General features: G+C 58.8%; 14 protein-coding genes, 2 tRNA genes and 1 pseudogene. 13 read left to right on the top strand and 4 right to left on the bottom strand.

What is annotated here, in order from left to right:
* Positions 1-105 precede the first annotated feature (105 nt).
* The 4 genes from IM764_RS01550 (at position 106) to IM764_RS01535 (ending at position 3,953) form a co-directional block, all read left to right on the top strand.
* Positions 106-708 carry a single-stranded DNA-binding protein gene (locus IM764_RS01550; RefSeq protein WP_194186635.1) on the top strand — a complete coding sequence of 201 codons (603 nt, stop codon included), beginning with the start codon at positions 106-108 and terminating at the stop codon, positions 706-708.
* A gap of 199 nt (positions 709-907) precedes the next feature.
* A complete protein-coding gene (gene ettA, locus IM764_RS01545) occupies positions 908-2,578 on the top strand; it encodes an energy-dependent translational throttle protein EttA (protein ID WP_099299170.1) in 1,671 nt (556 codons plus the stop codon).
* Between the two features lie 175 nt (positions 2,579-2,753).
* Positions 2,754-3,215, top strand: a complete 462-nt coding sequence (locus tag IM764_RS01540) for a thioesterase family protein (RefSeq protein ID WP_194186634.1) — start codon at positions 2,754-2,756, stop codon at positions 3,213-3,215.
* A 33-nt stretch (positions 3,216-3,248) separates the two neighbouring features.
* A complete protein-coding gene (locus IM764_RS01535; protein WP_194186633.1) occupies positions 3,249-3,953 on the top strand; it encodes a hypothetical protein in 705 nt (234 codons plus the stop codon).
* Positions 3,954-3,973: 20 nt separating this feature from the next.
* Here IM764_RS01535 and IM764_RS01530 read toward each other — a convergent pair whose 3' ends face one another.
* The 3 genes and pseudogenes from IM764_RS01530 to pepN form a co-directional block, all read right to left on the bottom strand.
* Positions 3,974-4,750, bottom strand: coding sequence for a TSUP family transporter (locus IM764_RS01530; RefSeq protein ID WP_099299173.1), 777 nt, complete (start codon positions 4,748-4,750; stop codon positions 3,974-3,976).
* A 156-nt stretch (positions 4,751-4,906) separates the two neighbouring features.
* Positions 4,907-5,278, bottom strand: a pseudogene (locus tag IM764_RS01525) (globin); the annotation flags it as partial.
* A gap of 66 nt (positions 5,279-5,344) precedes the next feature.
* Entirely contained in the window at positions 5,345-8,068 is a 2,724-nt protein-coding gene (gene pepN, locus IM764_RS01520) for an aminopeptidase N (RefSeq protein ID WP_194186631.1), read from the bottom strand.
* Positions 8,069-8,190: 122 nt separating this feature from the next.
* Between pepN and IM764_RS01515 the strand changes: the two genes are divergently transcribed.
* Positions 8,191-8,838 (top strand): disulfide bond formation protein DsbA, encoded by a 648-nt coding sequence (locus IM764_RS01515; protein ID WP_194186630.1) that lies wholly within the window; start codon positions 8,191-8,193, stop codon positions 8,836-8,838.
* Between the two features lie 39 nt (positions 8,839-8,877).
* Positions 8,878-9,351 carry a ribose-5-phosphate isomerase gene (locus IM764_RS01510; protein ID WP_099299176.1) on the top strand — a complete coding sequence of 158 codons (474 nt, stop codon included), beginning with the start codon at positions 8,878-8,880 and terminating at the stop codon, positions 9,349-9,351.
* A 172-nt stretch (positions 9,352-9,523) separates the two neighbouring features.
* Here the strand turns inward: IM764_RS01510 and IM764_RS01505 are convergent, their stop codons facing one another.
* Positions 9,524-9,736: an AlpA family transcriptional regulator gene (locus IM764_RS01505; protein ID WP_099299177.1), complete on the bottom strand. Its 213-nt coding sequence runs from the start codon at positions 9,734-9,736 to the stop codon at positions 9,524-9,526.
* Positions 9,737-9,962: 226 nt separating this feature from the next.
* Here IM764_RS01505 and IM764_RS01500 point away from each other — a divergent pair, with 226 nt between their 5' ends.
* The 7 genes from IM764_RS01500 to clpX all read left to right on the top strand — a co-directional run bounded on the left by IM764_RS01500 (position 9,963) and on the right by clpX (position 16,920).
* Positions 9,963-11,720, top strand: a complete 1,758-nt coding sequence (locus IM764_RS01500) for a pyruvate dehydrogenase (protein WP_194186629.1) — start codon at positions 9,963-9,965, stop codon at positions 11,718-11,720.
* Between the two features lie 113 nt (positions 11,721-11,833).
* A tRNA-Gly gene (locus tag IM764_RS01495) sits at positions 11,834-11,905 on the top strand.
* Between the two features lie 5 nt (positions 11,906-11,910).
* Positions 11,911-11,987: transfer RNA gene (locus tag IM764_RS01490), tRNA-Pro, on the top strand.
* Positions 11,988-12,450: 463 nt separating this feature from the next.
* Entirely contained in the window at positions 12,451-14,016 is a 1,566-nt protein-coding gene (gene tig / locus IM764_RS01485; RefSeq protein ID WP_194186628.1) for a trigger factor, read from the top strand.
* 226 nt (positions 14,017-14,242) lie between these two features.
* A complete protein-coding gene (locus IM764_RS01480) occupies positions 14,243-14,839 on the top strand; it encodes an ATP-dependent Clp protease proteolytic subunit (protein WP_099299179.1) in 597 nt (198 codons plus the stop codon).
* A gap of 2 nt (positions 14,840-14,841) precedes the next feature.
* Complete coding sequence (locus IM764_RS01475; RefSeq protein ID WP_099299180.1) at positions 14,842-15,462, top strand: ATP-dependent Clp protease proteolytic subunit; 621 nt, start codon at positions 14,842-14,844, stop codon at positions 15,460-15,462.
* A gap of 183 nt (positions 15,463-15,645) precedes the next feature.
* Positions 15,646-16,920, top strand: a complete 1,275-nt coding sequence (clpX, locus tag IM764_RS01470) for an ATP-dependent Clp protease ATP-binding subunit ClpX (protein ID WP_194186627.1) — start codon at positions 15,646-15,648, stop codon at positions 16,918-16,920.
* Positions 16,921-16,933: the final 13 nt, after the last annotated feature.

Here is a 16,933-nt window from a genome sequence, read left to right as displayed (position 1 = left end):
ATCTGATGCGGCCTCGTATTGTCCTGAGCTCGTGACACAGTGAGTGGCACAACCGCATCGGGACAAGCCTGGCGCGGGGTATCGATAGGGCGGGGAGGCCACGTCATGAGTACGGACCAATCACAAATGTTTATTGCTGGGCGCATCGCCAGCGACTTCAAAGAAAAGACCTTTGGGGAAAATTCGCGGGTGGTGGAGTTTCGCATCGCCACGAACCACAGCTTCAAGGACCGCGATGGCCAGTGGAAGGACGGCGATACGTCGTTTTTCCAAGTTCAGTGCTGGGATCGCCTGGGTACCAATGTGCTGGCTACCTTGCGCAAGGGAATGCCAGTGATTGTCTACGGTCGCTTGCTGCAGTCCACGTGGACCGTGCAGGAAGGCCCAGAGGCGGGAACGGTACGCAGCATGCTGCGCCTGCGTGCCTCACACGTGGGACCGGATTTGAATCAGCGGGAGGCTCGTGTCTGTGCGGATCAGCACCGTCGATTGCAAGAAGAAGAGCAGAAGAAAGCGGAAGCACAGGCTCAAGCGGAGCAGGAAGAGCAGTCTCAGTCGAAGGACTCATATTTTGTGGGAAGTGCAAATGGCCAATCGGGCACGGCCAATACGCAGGGATATGGAAACTCGTCTGCCTCCGCGCAGCCAGGCGGCAGGGAATTGCCCGTCGATGATTCTGCCTTCGCCGGTGCTGTCGCAGGGCACTAGTTCGGTAGGTGTTGCTTAATTCAGGACTGCCTGAGTAGAGGACGTACACTGAAAGGGGAAATTCATGCACGTCGTCACTGGAGCTGGAAAGAGCTCCGGTGAGTTCCCGCTGGATGCTGCAATTTCAGCGTTTCGCTAGTTCAGCGTTCAGCGGGTACAGACGGCATACACATACGTCGAAAGGTAAGAAGAGTTCACCGTGGGCGAGTTCATTTACACGATGAAGAACGTGCGCAAGGCGCACGGCGATAAGGTCATCCTCGATAACGTCACTATGTCGTTCTACCCGGGAGCCAAGATCGGCGTGGTGGGTCCGAACGGCGCTGGTAAGTCTTCGATCCTCAAGATCATGGCGGGCATTGATCAGCCGTCTAATGGCGAGTCCTTCTTGGATCCCGGAGCAACCGTGGGAATCCTGTTGCAGGAGCCACCCCTGAACGAAGAAAAGAACGTTCGTCAGAACGTGGAAGAGGGCATGGGCGAAATCTTCCAGATTCGTCAGCGGTATGAGGAAATCGCCGAGGAGATGGCGACCAATTACACCGATGAGCTCATGGAAGAGATGACCACTCTGCAGGAAAAGATTGACGCTGCAGATGCATGGGAGCTCGATTCTAAGATTGAGCAGGCCATGGATGCGTTGCGTTGTCCTCCTGCTGATGCAGACGTCACCAAGCTCTCCGGCGGTGAGCGTCGCCGAGTTGCACTGGCTAAGCTCCTGCTCAGCGAGCCAGACCTGTTGCTGCTCGATGAGCCTACGAACCACCTGGACGCCGAGTCCGTGTTGTGGCTGGAGCAGCACCTAGCGAACTACCCAGGCGCCGTGCTGGCCGTGACACACGACCGTTACTTCCTCGATCACGTCGCAGGCTGGATCTGTGAGGTCGACCGCGGCAAGCTCTACCCCTACGAGGGCAACTACTCCACCTACCTGGAGACCAAGCAGAAGCGCCTCGAAGTGGCTGGCAAGAAGGATCAGAAGCTCCAGCGTCGCCTGAAGGAAGAGCTCGCGTGGGTTCGTTCCGGTGCGAAGGCTCGCCAAGCTAAGAACAAGGCTCGTCTGCAGCGCTACGAAGAAATGGCTGCAGAGGCAGAGCAGTTCAAGAAGCTAGACTTCGAAGAAATTCAGATTCCTACCCCTCCACGCCTGGGCAACCAGGTGGTGGACGTGCGGAACCTGACCAAGGGCTTCGGCGACCGTGTCCTGATCAAGGACCTGTCCTTCACCTTGCCGCGTAATGGCATCGTGGGCGTGATCGGTCCCAATGGTGTGGGTAAGACCACCCTGTTCAAGACCATCGTTGGCTTGGAAGAGCCAGACGCCGGAGAGGTCAAGGTGGGCTCCACCGTTGAGTTGAGCTACGTGGATCAGAACCGTGCGAACATCGATCCGGAAAAGACCGTGTGGGAAGTCGTCTCTGACGGATTGGACTACATTGTCGTCGGACAAAACGAGATGCCATCCCGCGCCTACCTGTCCGCCTTCGGATTCAAGGGCCCAGACCAACAGAAGCCATCCAAGGTGCTCTCCGGCGGTGAGCGCAACCGACTGAACCTGGCGTTGACCCTCAAGCAGGGCGGAAACCTAATCCTGCTGGATGAGCCGACAAACGACCTCGACGTGGAGACCCTGGGCTCCCTCGAAAATGCGTTGGAGAAGTTCCCCGGCTGTGCTGTGGTGATTTCCCACGACCGCTGGTTCCTGGACCGCACCTGTACCCACATTCTCGCGTGGGAGGGCAACGTGGAAGAAGGCCAGTGGTACTGGTTCGAGGGCAACTTCGAAGACTACGAGAAGAACAAGGTGGAGCGCCTCGGCCCAGATGCGGCACGCCCACACCGCGTGACGCACCGTAGGCTGACCCGCTAAAACCCTGCGCAGCAATCCCCATTTCTTGAACATTGGTTCAAAAAATGGGGATTTTTGCATGCCGGAGGCGCATAACGTCTGAAAATGTTGTTAACTAAAACAGTCTTGTTGTAGATAACATGACTGGAAACACCTCAACAACGCGACTCCTGTATGGAAGGACGTTTCATAAGCAATGCCTTTTGTGAAGCACGAAGAACTCGGAACGCGGTGGCACACCTGCCATCGCGAATTGCGATGGACTGACTTCGACCAGTACCAGCACGTCAACAACGCCAAATACCTCGAGTTCGCTCAAGATGCCCGCATGGTCTTCCTGCGAGACGTGCTCACAGAGATGGACATCGCCGTACCGCCCTTCTTCGTCCGTCACACCACCATCGACTACCCACGCCCGCTCTCTCCCGGAGAGAACGAAGTAGCGGTCCGCTCCTTCGTCACCCAAGTGGGAACCAAATCCTGCATCATGCGCCAAGAATGCCGCGATTCCAACAGCCGCATCGTGTGCACCGTGGACACCGTCATGGTGGGAGTGGACATGATGACCGGCAAGTCCCGCGAATGGTCGGAGCAGGACATCGCCAACCTCAGCCTCTTCCTCATCCCAGTGGAGGAAGAGCAAGAGGCATACAGCTGATTCAGTTATAGGCTCATTGCCTACACTGGGGGAATGACTGCTCAGCTGACTGTCCCCACCGCGAACGATTCCCAGACCGCACAGAAAATTGCTGGCCCTTACCAGCGAGCCGCCCTCAGCGTGGAACGCGCGCTGTCCATGGATGACAACGCGCTGGCTCGCATTCGCCCCTCGGTGACCGAAGGAGCCGTGGACATTTTCGTCACCACACCGCTGCACAGCGTGCTGGTACAGCGGGTCCCGGGAACCATTAGCTCTGAGACGGTCGTGGCTGCCCGCGACCTGCCCGCGAAGCTTCGCGAGATAACAGGTGAGGCCGCCGCGGAGGAATCCATCCCACTGACCGGCGGAATGGACTTCATGTGGACCGGCGCATTGCCACCGCACGAGGGGTTTACCGTGGTGGACTTCGTACCAGCAGGAGAGATCCGTTCGGCGCACGCTGCAATGGGCAAAGAGAACGCCGACGCAGCAGCACCCGGGGGAGTAGCGCGATCTTTGCTGGAGCAGGATGTGGTGACGTTGGCGTCGGAAAAAGAACAGGTCGCACTGACGGGCCGACACATCGCCGCACTGGGTGGACTCGGCATTGCGGCCAAACCAGGGGACCCGCGAATGGAAGAATACGACCTGGTGCGGGTGTCTGTGACTGGGTCGTGGATCAGAATTGACGCACTCTTTGGCACGATCTACTCGCCGCGGCCGGGCGGTCTGGCTCGGGTGCCCCAACCAAGTTAGGCTCCAACCAAGTTCGCAAGTTAGGCAGCGACGAGGTCGTAGGTGAGCTTGATGCTCATGGCGATGACCACCACCAGCAACATGAGACGTACAAAACCAGCACCTCGGGTCATGACCATGCGCGCGCCGAACTGTGCACCCACAATATTGCCGATGATCAGGGCGAAGCCCAGCGCCCACCAGACGTGACCGGACACTGCGAAGACCACGAAAGCGCCCAGGTTGGTGGAGGAGTTGATGACCTTCGTCATCGCGGAGGACTGGATAAAGCTGCGGGACAGCAGCGCCGTCAGCACGATAATCAAGAAGGTACCGGTGCCTGGGCCAAAGAAACCGTCGTACAGGCCGATGGTGCCGATCACCGCGATGGCGCCCAGCCATTTGGCCTTCGTGACGGTGGTGGCACGCTCGATCTCCGTGCCGAAACCGGGGCGCAACGTCACGTACACGCCCACGCACACCAGCAGCACGATCACCACAGGACGCATCACATCGCTGCTGATCAGGGTGGCCAGCAGAGCGCCTCCTGCGCTGCACAGACATGCCAGTGGCGCGGCGATGGTCAGCAGCCTTCGGTCCACCTTGACGCGCCGGAGCATGCTGATGGCTGCGGAAGTGGTGCCGCCAATCGAGGTGAGCTTGTTTGTACCCAGCGCCGTGGCTTCGTGCAGACCGGGAGCTGCGATGAGCAGCAGTGGGATCATGATCAGTCCGCCACCGCCGACGATGGCGTCGATGAATCCGGCGATCGCGCTGCCGCTGATCAACAACGCGATGGCATGGGGAGCTAGCTCCACGTTCTAGGAACCCGAGTGCTCATTTGGCTTGGAGCTGGTGGAGGACTCAGGCGAAGTGCCGTGAGGGATCGTCTCGGGGGTCATACCTTGGCCACTGCTGGTGCCCATGCCCGGGTGCATACCGGGGTGCATTTCGCCGTGCCCACCGGAAGGAGCATTGATGAGCATGTTGGCAACCCGCTCCATGTGCTCCCAGATCGCCGCGCGGTACTCGTTGGGCAGTTGTTCCGGGCTGATCTTTTCAAGAGCGTTGGACATCAGCTGCAGCCAGCGGTCACGACCAGCCTCATCGATGGTGAACTGCGCATGGCGCATTCGCAGGCGAGGATGCCCGCGCTTTTCATTGAATTCCTGCGGGCCGCCCCAGTATTGAGCCAAGAACCAACGCAGGCGATCTTCGGCGCCGTCGAGATCCTCGGCCGGGTACATCGGGCCGAGGATGTCATCTTCTGGAACTTGCTTGTAGAACTCGTGGACGATGGCGCGGAACGTCTGCTCCCCGCCAACGGCCTCGTAGAAGTTGCTCACTGGAGGTTCCTCCTCAAGAGAAAGTGGATCCGATACCTCCAGTGTAGAGGCACGTGAGGTCGGTTCTTAAGAGCGGTCGAACTCGCGTGCCGCCTTAGCCCGAGCAACGCGATCGCGTCCCTCGCGCAGCGTACGGCGCAAGCCTGCGGGAGTAGCTGGTGCTTCAATCAGCTCCGCGATGGCCTGATCCGTGCTGTCCCGGTGATCCCACGATGGGTACGTGCCCTCGAGAGTGCGCAAGGCCATCTCTGGGGACAGCGCCTCCCACAGCTCTGGAGCAACGGTGACGTACTTCGGGCCGAACTCGTCCAATAGGTGGCCTTGTCCGACATGCGCGAAACCGGCCATGCTGTGGCGCAGCTTGAGGTTGGACAGCTCTGGTCCGCGCACGGTGATGTCCTCCCAGACTCGTGCCTTGATCTCCGCATCAGGGAGTGCGGCCCGAGCTTGCACAGCCAACATGCTGCCGGTTGAGGAAGAATCCCGTTCCAGCTCCGCAGCGATGCGCTTCTCCACGTCCTCGGCGGATTCGCCGGTGGCATCCTGTGCACCGGACAGCGCGATGATGAAGGTCCATCGCAGGTCTTGGTCAATCTCCAGACCAGGTGCCATTTCCTGTGCAGCCTTGCCTTGCAGCGGGCCAGCCGTGCTGACTGCATCAGCTTCACCCAACAGAACGCGCAGGACATCCGCGGAGTGCTCAGAGTGCTTGGACCCCGCGAAAGCACGAGCGAAGGCCAGCTGTGCCTGGCCAGTCGAGGACGTCACCCCATTGAGCAACGCGCCACGCAGTTCGCGCCAACCTTCCGTGCGTGCCCACTGCTCGTCTGCGTAATTGCTGACCGCCGCCCGGCTCTGCAACAGCAGCTGTTCCAGGACAGCCATTTCCGTCTCGGATGCGGCTCCTCGAGCCACGAGTGCCACGAAGTCCCGCGCCTTCATCTGCGCGTTGCGCGTCATCTGCCAGGCCGCGGACCAGATCAGAGAGCGAGGCATCGGATCGGCGATCTTGTCGATGTTCTCCGTCGCCGTGCGCAGCGATTCCTGATCCATCTCGATGAACGCGTAGGTTAGATCATCGTCATTGACCAGCACCAAATCGCCGGACTGCGCACCGATCAGCTCGGTGACGTCCGTCAGCTCGCCCGCAATGTCCAGCTCGGCGCGCGCCGTGCGCTCCAACTTTCCGCTGTCCTGGTTCAGCGAGTAGACGCCCACCGCCGCGCGGTGCGTGCGGGTTTCGCCCGCGCCGGGCTGCGCACCGGACTGGCTCACGGAGAAGCTGGAATACGTGCCGTCCTCAGCAATCTCGAACTTCGGCGCCAAAGTATTAATGCCGGTGGTCTTGAGCCACTGATCTGCCCATGCGGACAAGTCGCGGCCAGAGGATTTCTCCAAGGCCTGCAACAGGTCATCAAACGTTGCATTGTCCCAAGCGTGCGCAGCGAAGTGCGCACGGATTCCGGAGAAGAAGGCTTCCAGCCCCACGTAGGCGGCCAATTGCTTGAGCACGCTGGCACCCTTGGCGTAGGTAATGCCGTCAAAGTTGGCATCCACCGTGACGATGTCCGAGGCATCGCTGAACACGGGGTGCGTGGAGGAGAGCTGATCCTGCCCGTAGGCCCACGCCTTTTCCTTGTTGGCAAAGGTCACCCACGCGGTGGTGTACTTGGTGGCTCCTGCTTGGCTCATGGCCGCAGACCACGTGGCGAAGGATTCGTTGAGCCACAGATCATCCCACCACTGCATGGTCACTAGATCGCCGAACCACATGTGCGCCAGCTCGTGCAGGATCGTGTCCGCACGGCGTTCGTACTGGTAGTGGCTGGCCGCCGAGCGGAAGATGTACTCGTCGCGAATAGTCACGCAGCCCGCGTTTTCCATCGCGCCCATGTTGTACTCGGGACAGAAGATCTGGTCGTACTTGTAGAACGGGTAGCCCACCCCGAAGTGCTCCGCGTAGTAGTCAAAGCCCTGCTTGGTAACTTCAAAGAGCTCATCCGCATCCAGGTATTCCGCCAAGGACTTGCGGCAGTACAGCGCCAGCGGCACGGTCATTTCGCCCTCGGTGGTCAATTGGCCACGCTCGCGAGCAGCTGCTGCCGCTTCCGCGGAGGTCTCTGGGTGGGAAGTCACCGTGCCCGTCCATTCGTCGCGCACCACGTGCCATGGCCCCACGCAGAATGCGATCAAGTAGGTGGACAGCAGGTAGTCCACCGTGGATGTGTGCACGGTCTTGTTTTCTTCGACGCCATGCTCCTGCGCGACCACGTTATTGGTCACCACACTCCAACCGTCCGGGATGGTCACGGAGACGTCATACGTTGCCTTGATATCTGGCTGGTCAAAGCAAGCAAATACCCGCTTGGCATCGGCTGTCTCAAACTGGGTGTACATGTACACCTCACCGTCCGCTGGGTCGGTAAAGCGGTGCAAGCCCTCGCCCGTGGTGGAGTACGCGCCATCGGCGCGGATGATCAACTCATGCTGGCCTTCAGAGAGGCCCTGAAGCTGAATGCCGTTGGTGGCGTCGAACACAGAATCAACACGGGGAACGGCAGCATCCGTGATGTCCTGACCATCCAGGATCACGCTGTGAACCTCCGGGGCACGCAGGTCAACGAAAGTGGAGCCTGCCTGGGAGGTAAAGCCGATGGTGGTGTTGGTAGCAAACGTGGTGGTGGACGGTTCGCCACCGCCGCTGAGATCCAAATCGATGGTGTAGTGCACGTCGCTGATCAACTGCGCGCGCTGTGCGGCCTCATGGCGATTCAGGTTTGTTGAAGTCATGTTTCACACCCTACTCACGGCCCAGACTAAACCGGCTCGGACAAGACCTTGAGGGGACAGGTGAAGAGCAATTTCAACCGCCAGACAGCGCCGGGGAGACTGATTTGTCTACAGTGGGTGACATGACTACTAAGCAACCCGTCACCATGTACTTCGATGTCACCTGCCCCTTTGCCTGGGTCACCAGCCGCTGGCTCAAGGAAGTAGAAAAAGTCCGCGAAATTGAGCTCAACTTCGCACCCATGAGCCTGTTCATCCTCAACGACGGACGCGAAGGCCTGTCCGAAGGCTACGAGCGCGCCATGACCGCAGCTCGTGGACCAGCACTCGTGGCTGCGGCTCTGCACACCGAAAGCCCAGAGCTGGTGGATCCGTACTACACCGTGCTGGGAACCAAGATTCACTCCGAAGGCAACAGCCACAAGCAGGATCCGCACGGCTACGACGAGCTCATCAAGGAAACCCTGGCGGAAATCGGCGCCAAGGCGGAACTGTTCGACGTAGCGCACAAGGATGCGGACGCTGAGGGCTCAGTCATGAAGCAGCTGCAAGACAGCCACGATCACGCCATCAGCCTGGTGGGCGACGACGTGGGAACCCCAGTAGTACAGCTGGGAGAGCGCGCATTCTTCGGTCCCGTGCTCACTCGCATCCCAGAAGGCGAGACGGCAGGCGAACTCTTCGACGCATCCGTGACCTTGGGCGGCTACCCGCACTTCTTCGAACTGAAGCGCTCCCGCACCGAAGACCCCAAGCCAGAATTCGCTTAAGCGAAACGGCTCGGAAGCTATTCGCTAAGATCTGCAGACATGCGTATTTATCTTGGTGCCGACCATGCCGGCTTTGAAATGAAGAACGTGATCAAAGATCACCTGACCAACAAGGGTCTGGAGGTCATCGATTGCGGTGCACACGAGTACGACGCCAACGATGACTACCCAGCATTTTGCATCGAGGCAGCACGCCGCGTTGTAGAGGACGAAGGATCCCTGGGCATCGTGCTGGGCGGTTCCGGAAACGGCGAGCAGATCGCCGCGAACAAGGTCAAGGGCGCACGCTGCGCACTGGCGTGGTCCGTGGAAACCGCCAAGCTGGCTCGCGAGCACAACAAGGCCCAGCTCATCGGACTCGGTGGCCGCATGCACTCCGAGGAAGAAGCACTGGCGATCGTGGATGCCTTCGTGGAGCAGCCGTGGAGCGGCGAAGAGCGTCACCAGCGTCGTATCGACATTCTGTCTGAATACGAGCGCACCGGAGACGCTCCGGCATTGCCGGAAAACTAAGGGCAATAGTAAAAGCACAAGCCAAAGGCGCTGAGTAGGTTTTCCTACTCAGCGCCTTTGTTCATTGGCTAACGGCTTTAGGCTCACTGCATTTTGCTGATGAGTTGAGACGCTAAGCCACGTGGTGATGTCTCAATCAGCCGTGCTCTGTGATTAATCGTGCTGGGAGGTTTTAACCCCGCTGGGCGGTGCGCTTTTCTTGCCACTGCTTAATGTCATCGGAGTTCCACAACGTCAGTCCGTGGAACTTAGTGACGGGCTTGGGAGCGCGTCCCCTGCCTGCATAGCTGGTGAATGTCCCGCGAGCCGTTCCAGAGAACTCTGCGCATTGGATTGCGGTCCACAATTCCACACTGCTGACTCGATCAATGATTACCGGTTCCATGTGTATGAACTTTAGAGGAAAACTAAGCGCACGCTAGGAAATTGCAAAGATTGCTACATTTTTTGGACAGTCCACCTCTATTTTTGCTCCGCGTAACATGGATAACGTTCACACCCACCAAGGCAGCACCCGGGTTCCGCGGCACCATCTCGACCGTGCCACTCGGTGCAGCTGAAGGCATGTGACGAACTTCCCACAAAACATTTTTCGGAAAGGTCACGAAACCGTGTCACGTACGTACGCAGAACAGTTGGTCGAAACTCTAGAAAACAACGGGGTACAGCGGATCTACGGAGTGGTGGGCGATAGCCTCAACCCGATTGTGGATGCGGTCAAGCGCAGCTCCATCGAATGGGTCCACGTGCGCAATGAAGAAGCGGCGGCATTCGCTGCGGGCGCGGAATCGTTGATGACGGACAAGCTCGCCGTGTGTGCGGGCAGCTGCGGACCGGGAAACCTCCACCTGCTGCAGGGACTTTATGATTCGCACCGAAACGGTGCAAAGGTCCTGGCCATCGCCAGCCATATCCCGAGCCAGTTCATCGGCTCGCACTTCTTCCAGGAGACCCACCCAGAGCAGCTGTTCGCCGAGTGTTCCGGCTACTGCGAGATGGCCAATTCTGCGGAGCAGGGCGCCAAGATTCTGCAGCACGGCATCCAATCCACGATGGCTGGCAAGGGAGTGTCCGTTCTGGTCATCCCCGGTGATGTGTCTTCGGAGCAAGCGGTTGATGCTCCACAGCTACAGTCCACCATTTCCGCTGCTCGTCCCACTGTGGTGCCTGCTCAGGAGCAAGTCCAACAGTTGGCAGATGCCATCAACCAAGCGGATAAAATCACCATCTTCGGCGGAGCTGGCTGTGCCAATGCCCGTGAGCAAGTCCTGGCGCTGGCGGAAAAGATCAAGGCGCCCGTGGGGCACGCCTATGGAGGCAAGGAATACCTGCACTACGACAACCCCTTTGACGTGGGCATGTCCGGCCTATTGGGCTACGGCGCCTGCTCCAAGGCGTTCCATGACGCAGACCTGCTCATCCTGATGGGCACCGATTTTCCTTACTCCGAGTTCCTGCCGGAGAAGACCCGCACGGCGCAAGTGGACATTAAGGGAGAGAACATCGGGCGCCGCACGTCCGTGGACGTTCCGGTTCACGGCGATGTGGCAGCCACGTGTGAAGCGCTGATGACGCTGGTGGAGGACAAGCCCAACCGGGACTTCCTGGATGACATGCTGGTGGAGCAGGAAAAGAACCTGAGCCATGTCGTCGAGGCTTATACGAAAAAGCACCACCAACACACGCCGATCCACCCCGAATACCTCGCGGACATCATCGATACGGTCGCGGACGAGGATGCCGTGTTCACCGCCGATACCGGCATGTGCAACGTCTGGCACGCGCGTTACATCAATCCCAACGGCAAGCGGAAGCTGCTCGCGAGTTTCCACCACGGCACGATGGCCAACGCGTTCCCGCAGGCCATTGGCGCGCAGTTCGCGGATCGGGACCGGCAGGTCATCGCCATGTGCGGCGACGGTGGCATTGGCATGTTGCTGGGTGAGCTGCTGACAGCGAAGCTGCACGACCTGCCGATGAAGGCCGTGGTGTTCAATAATTCCTCGCTGGGCATGGTCAAGCTGGAGATGATGGTGGCCGGCCTGCCGGACTTCGGCACGGACCACGAGCACGTTAACTACGCGGACATCGCCAATGCTGCCGGTATGAAGGGCTACCGCGTGGAGCGCCCCGAGGACATCGAGTCGACCTTGCGCGAAGCCTTCGCCCATCCGGGACCGGTTCTGGTGGACGTGGTTACCGATCCGAACGCGTTGAGCATCCCGCCGGAGATATCTCTGGAGCAAGTTGCGGGCTTTTCTCGAGCCGCAGTGGAGACGGTTTTGGAAGGCGGAGTGGGCAAGATGGTGGACTTGGCGCGTTCCAATTTGCGCAATGTACCTCGGCTTTCAGGTTTCAAGGGCCTGTGATTATTGCCCTTGGGAGGTGATGATGTAGAGTAACTTCTCGTGGAAATCACACGGACTTCGGTCCGCATTTCACATGGTCACCCCTTGGGGTGACACCGATTAGTGATGGACACGGGAACGTCGTATAGTGGCTAATACCTCAGCCTTCCAAGCTGAAGACGCGGGTTCGATTCCCGTCGTTCCCTCTCGTCGGGATGTGGCGCAGGTTGGTAGCGCATCCGCTTTGGGAGCGGAGGGTCGCAGGTTCAAATCCTGTCATCCCGACCATTAACGTCAACCGGCTTGTCAGAATATTCTGGCAGGCCGGTTTTCTTATTCTCTTTTTCTTCCCGTCCTTATCGTTCCGACGCCAAGCTCGTTTCCGGGGCGAGCTGAGTGCGTGACCTGGGCGAGTCTCGGCCACTGGGGGCGCGGGCGCTTGGGGTAGATCAAACTTCTGTACCAAAACTGCCGCCAGCTAGTCACATGCGCCACATTGTCCAGCGGAAATAATGGGAGCCCGGTGAGTTTTGGTACGGAAGTATGGCTGGGACGAGGTTGGCGTCGAAAAATATGGCCAACGAAGGTGCGCACGAGAGCGGGGGAACGGTTTGCTACTTGGCCAACAGAACGTGCAAAAGCGACCCCCAACGACGTGGATGTTGCCGACCAGATAAAATTGAGAGCCGACCACACAGGCATGCCCAGATCGGCCAGCCTGTAAACCAAAGAAAAACAGGAGTGTGCATTCGTGAAGAGCTCTGTAGAGAAGCTGAGCGCCACCCGCACCAAGCTCACCGTCGAGGTTCCTTTCGAGGAACTCAAGCCAGAGTTCGATCAGGCGTACAAGGCCCTGGCTCAGCAGGTTAATATGCCGGGCTTCCGTAAGGGCAAGGTCCCAGCCAAGATCCTCGAGGCTCGTCTGGGCCGCGGCGTGGTGCTGGACCAGGTGCTCAACGAGATGATTCCTTCTCGTTACAGCCAAGCCGTGGAAGAGCACGACCTCAAGGTGCTGGGCCAGCCAGACATCGACATCGCAGAGCTGAAGGACGGCGAGCAGGTCACCTTCACCGCTGAGGTGGACGTACGCCCAGAGATCGAGGTTCCTGATTTCTCCACGATCTCCGTTGAGGTTGCGCCGCTGAAGGCCGACGACGACGCGATCGCAGCCGAGCTGGAGAACCTGCAGGCACGCTTCGGCACCCTGAAGAACGTTGACCGCAAGGTCAAGAAGGGCGACTTCGTCTCCATCGACCTGTCCGCCACCATCGACGGCGAGTCAGTGGAAGAGGCCACTACCGAGGGTCTGTCCCACGAAGTCGGAACCGACTCCCTCGTTGAGGGCTTGGACGACGCACTGGTTGGCATGAAGGCCGACGAAGAGAACACCTTCACCTCCAAGTTGGTCGCCGGCGAGCACGCCGACGAAGAGGCAGAGGTCACCGTCAAGGTGAGCTCCGTCAAGGAGCGCGAGCTGCCTGAGCTGGACGATGACTTCGCTCAGCTGGCAAGTGAGTTCGACACCCTGGACGAGCTGCGCGACTCCCTGAAGACTCAGGTTGAAGAGCAGATGAAGAACACCCAGGCCGGAGAGATCCGCGACAAGGTTCTGGCCGCTGCTCTGGAGCAGACTGAGGTTGCTCTGCCTGAGGCTGTTGTCAACGACCAGGTTGAGGGACAGATCCAGCAGATCATCGGCCAGTTCGGTGGCGACGAGAAGACCTTCGAGGCCATGCTCGCAGCCCAGGACATCACCCGCGAAAAGTTTGAAGAGGACTCCCGCGAAGCTGCCGAGGATTCCGTGCGCACCCAGCTGTTCTTGGATGCCCTGGCAGACAAGGAGCAGCCTGAGGTTTCTCAGGACGAGTTGATGGATCACATCAACTTCACCGCTGCGCAGTACGGCATGGATCCCAATCAGTTCATCATGCAGCTGCAGCAGGCCGGCCAGCTGGCGAGCCTGTTTGCCGACGTTCGCCGCGGCAAGTCCTTGGCTATCAACATTGCCAAGACTTCCGTGAAGGATACGGACGGCAACGACGTTGATCCGAAGCAGTTCTTCGGCATCGACGAGGCAGCTGCCGAGGGTGCTGAGTCTGAGGAATCTGCTGACAAGGCTGAGGACAAGAAGGACGATAAGTCCGAGTCCAAGAAGTACGAAGGCAAGAAGGCTGACAAGGATGCCAAGCCATCAGCCAAGAAGGCTCCTGCGAAGAAGGCAGCAAAGAAGACCCCAGCTAAGAAGGCTGCCAAGAAGACCGAGAAGAAGGAAGAGAAGAAGACCACGAAGAAATCCACCAAGAAGGACTCTGAGTAGTCTCTGACTCTCTAAATTCTCGAAGCACCTCGAATCTGCGGCGCCTTTACGGCACAACGATTCGAGGTTTTTCGTTGCCTGGGATCGGGAGCCTCAAGGTCCGAAAAGCAGCGGCGCGGGAAGTCCGTGCGCTGTCAGCGAACAACCCCGATCCGAGGCACAACCTTGGCCTAGCGATGACTAGGCTTGAGACCCATACATCAACGTCCATTCCATGAGGAGCACCATGAGTACTCATTCCATTCCGCTGGCTAACGGCGGCGGGGAAATGCCGAACATGACTGATTCGGTATTTGAGCGTCTGCTGAAGGAGCGCATTATCTTCCTCGGTAGCCAGGTTGATGACGAGATCGCCAACAAGCTGTGCGCCCAGATCCTGCTGCTTTCTGCAGAGGATCCCACCAAGGACATTTCCTTGTACATCAACTCTCCGGGCGGATCTGTCACTGCGGGCATGGCCATCTTTGACACCATGCAGTACGCACCGTGCGATATCGCTACCTATGGCATGGGCTTGGCCGCATCCATGGGCCAATTCCTGCTCTCCGCAGGTACCAAGGGCAAGCGCTACGCTCTGCCACACTCCCGCATTATGATGCACCAGCCATCCGCTGGTGTGGGCGGCACTGCAGCGGACATCGCCATCCAGGCCGAGCAGTTTGCTCACACGAAGAAGGAAATGGCAGAGCTCATCGCTGAGTTCACTGGCCAGTCCGTGGAGCAGATCGCCAAGGATTCTGACCGCGACCGTTGGTTCACGGCCAAGCAGGCCAAGGACTACGGCTTTGTTGATCACGTCATCACTTCTGCGAAGGAGAAGTAAGAATGAAGATGCCTGATATGCGTTACATCCTTCCTTCCTTCGTGGAGCACTCCACGTACGGAGCGAAGGAATCCAACCCTTATAACAAGCTGTTCGAAGAGCGCATCATCTTCCTAGGAACCCAGGTGGACGATGCTTCTGCGAATGACATCATGGCGCAGCTTCTGGTCCTGGAGGGACTGGACCCTGATCGCGATATTACGATGTACATCAACTCCCCAGGTGGCTCTTTCACCAGCTTGATGGCCATTTATGACACGATGCAGTACGTCCGCCCAGACGTGCAGACTGTCTGCCTCGGCCAGGCTGCATCCGCAGCCGCTGTGCTGTTGGCCGCCGGCACTCCCGGCAAGCGTGCGGCACTGCCAAATGCCCGCGTCCTGATCCACCAGCCCGCTTCCGGCGGCGTACAGGGCCAGGTTTCTGACTTGGAGATCCAGGCCAAGGAAATCGAGCGCATGCGTACCTTGATGGAAAAGACGCTGGCTCGCCACACCGGCCGCACCGAGGAGCAGGTTCGCATCGATACGGACCGCGATAAGATCCTCACCGCCAAAGAAGCCAAGGAATACGGCATCATCGACCAGGTATTCGAGTACCGCAAGCTGTCCGCTCAGGAGTAATCCGCGGCAGTCACCATATGCCTGCCGATTGTTCGGCGGGTACGTTTCCCCAGTGTCCGACACGGCACTGGGGAACACCTTTTTGTCTCACCCCGGAGTATTCTTGGGGGCAGTCGTTTCAACCAGTCAATGCGCGCGGAACTCGCTTCTACGCGCGTCGATAGAAAGCAGTAGCAAAGTCGTATGCCAGAAAGTGCTGAACTGCTGAAGTGCTCCTTCTGTGGGAAGAGCCAAAAGCAAGTGCGCAAGCTCATCGCCGGCCCGGGCGTCTACATCTGCGATGAGTGCATCGAGCTGTGCAATGAAATCATCGAAGAGGAGATGCTCGCGGCTCCGTCCTCGGAGAATTCCGAGCAGCTGCCCACTCCTTCTGCTATCGCCAAGTTCTTGGACAAGTACGTCATCGGGCAGGACGAGGCCAAGCGCACTCTAGCCGTGGCTGTGTACAACCACTACAAGCGCATCCAGGTGGAGCAGTCCAACGCGACCGCCCGCCGTTCTGATGATGAGGTGGAACTGTCCAAGTCCAACATTTTGATGTTGGGCCCGACGGGTTCGGGTAAGACGTATCTTGCCCAGTCGCTGGCTCGTATGTTGGATGTTCCTTTTGCTATCGCCGACGCCACCTCTCTCACCGAAGCGGGATACGTGGGTGAAGACGTGGAGAATATTCTGCTGAAGCTGCTGCAGGCGGCGGATTTCGATGTGGATAAGGCCCAGCGCGGAATTATCTACGTGGATGAGGTGGATAAGATCTCCCGCAAGTCTGAGAACCCCTCGATTACGCGTGACGTGTCCGGCGAGGGCGTGCAGCAGGCGCTGCTGAAGATTCTGGAAGGCACTGTGGCGTCTGTTCCACCGCAGGGTGGGCGCAAGCACCCCAACCAGGAGTTCATTCAGTTTGATACGAAGAACGTTCTGTTCATCGTGGCGGGCGCTTTTGCCGGTCTGGAAGGCGTGATCGCGGAACGTCGTGGCAAGAAGGGTCTGGGCTTCGGTGCAGAGATCTCTTCTAAGTCTGAGGCGGACGATAATCCGTTCGAGTTCGTGGAGCCGGAAGATCTGGTGAAGTTCGGCCTGATACCAGAGCTCATCGGTCGCCTTCCGGTGCTCACTCACGTGGGGCACTTGGACGAAGAAGCATTGGTGCGCGTGCTCACCGAGCCGAAGAACTCACTGGTGCGTCAGTACGAGCGCCTCTTCGATATGGACGGCGTGCGCCTGACCTTTGAAGAAGATGCGCTCAAGGAGATCGCTCGGCAGGCGCTGGCTCGCGAAACTGGAGCCCGCGGATTGCGTTCCATCATGGAATCCATTCTGCTGCCAGTGATGTTCTCCATTCCGGAAGATGAGGACACCGGAGAGGTCATCATCACCGTAGACTGTGCTGCGGGCAAGGCTGAGCCCACGCTGCTGACCCACGAAGAAGTAGCTAAGCGGGACAAGAAATCCGCCTAGCGGATAAGCACAC

The sequence above is a fragment of the Corynebacterium sp. ED61 genome, assembly GCF_015233855.1.
Classification (GTDB): Bacteria; Actinomycetota; Actinomycetes; order Mycobacteriales; family Mycobacteriaceae; genus Corynebacterium; species Corynebacterium dentalis.
The sequence above is the reverse complement of the archived record's forward strand: the minus strand, read 5'-3'. Positions and strand labels throughout refer to the sequence as shown.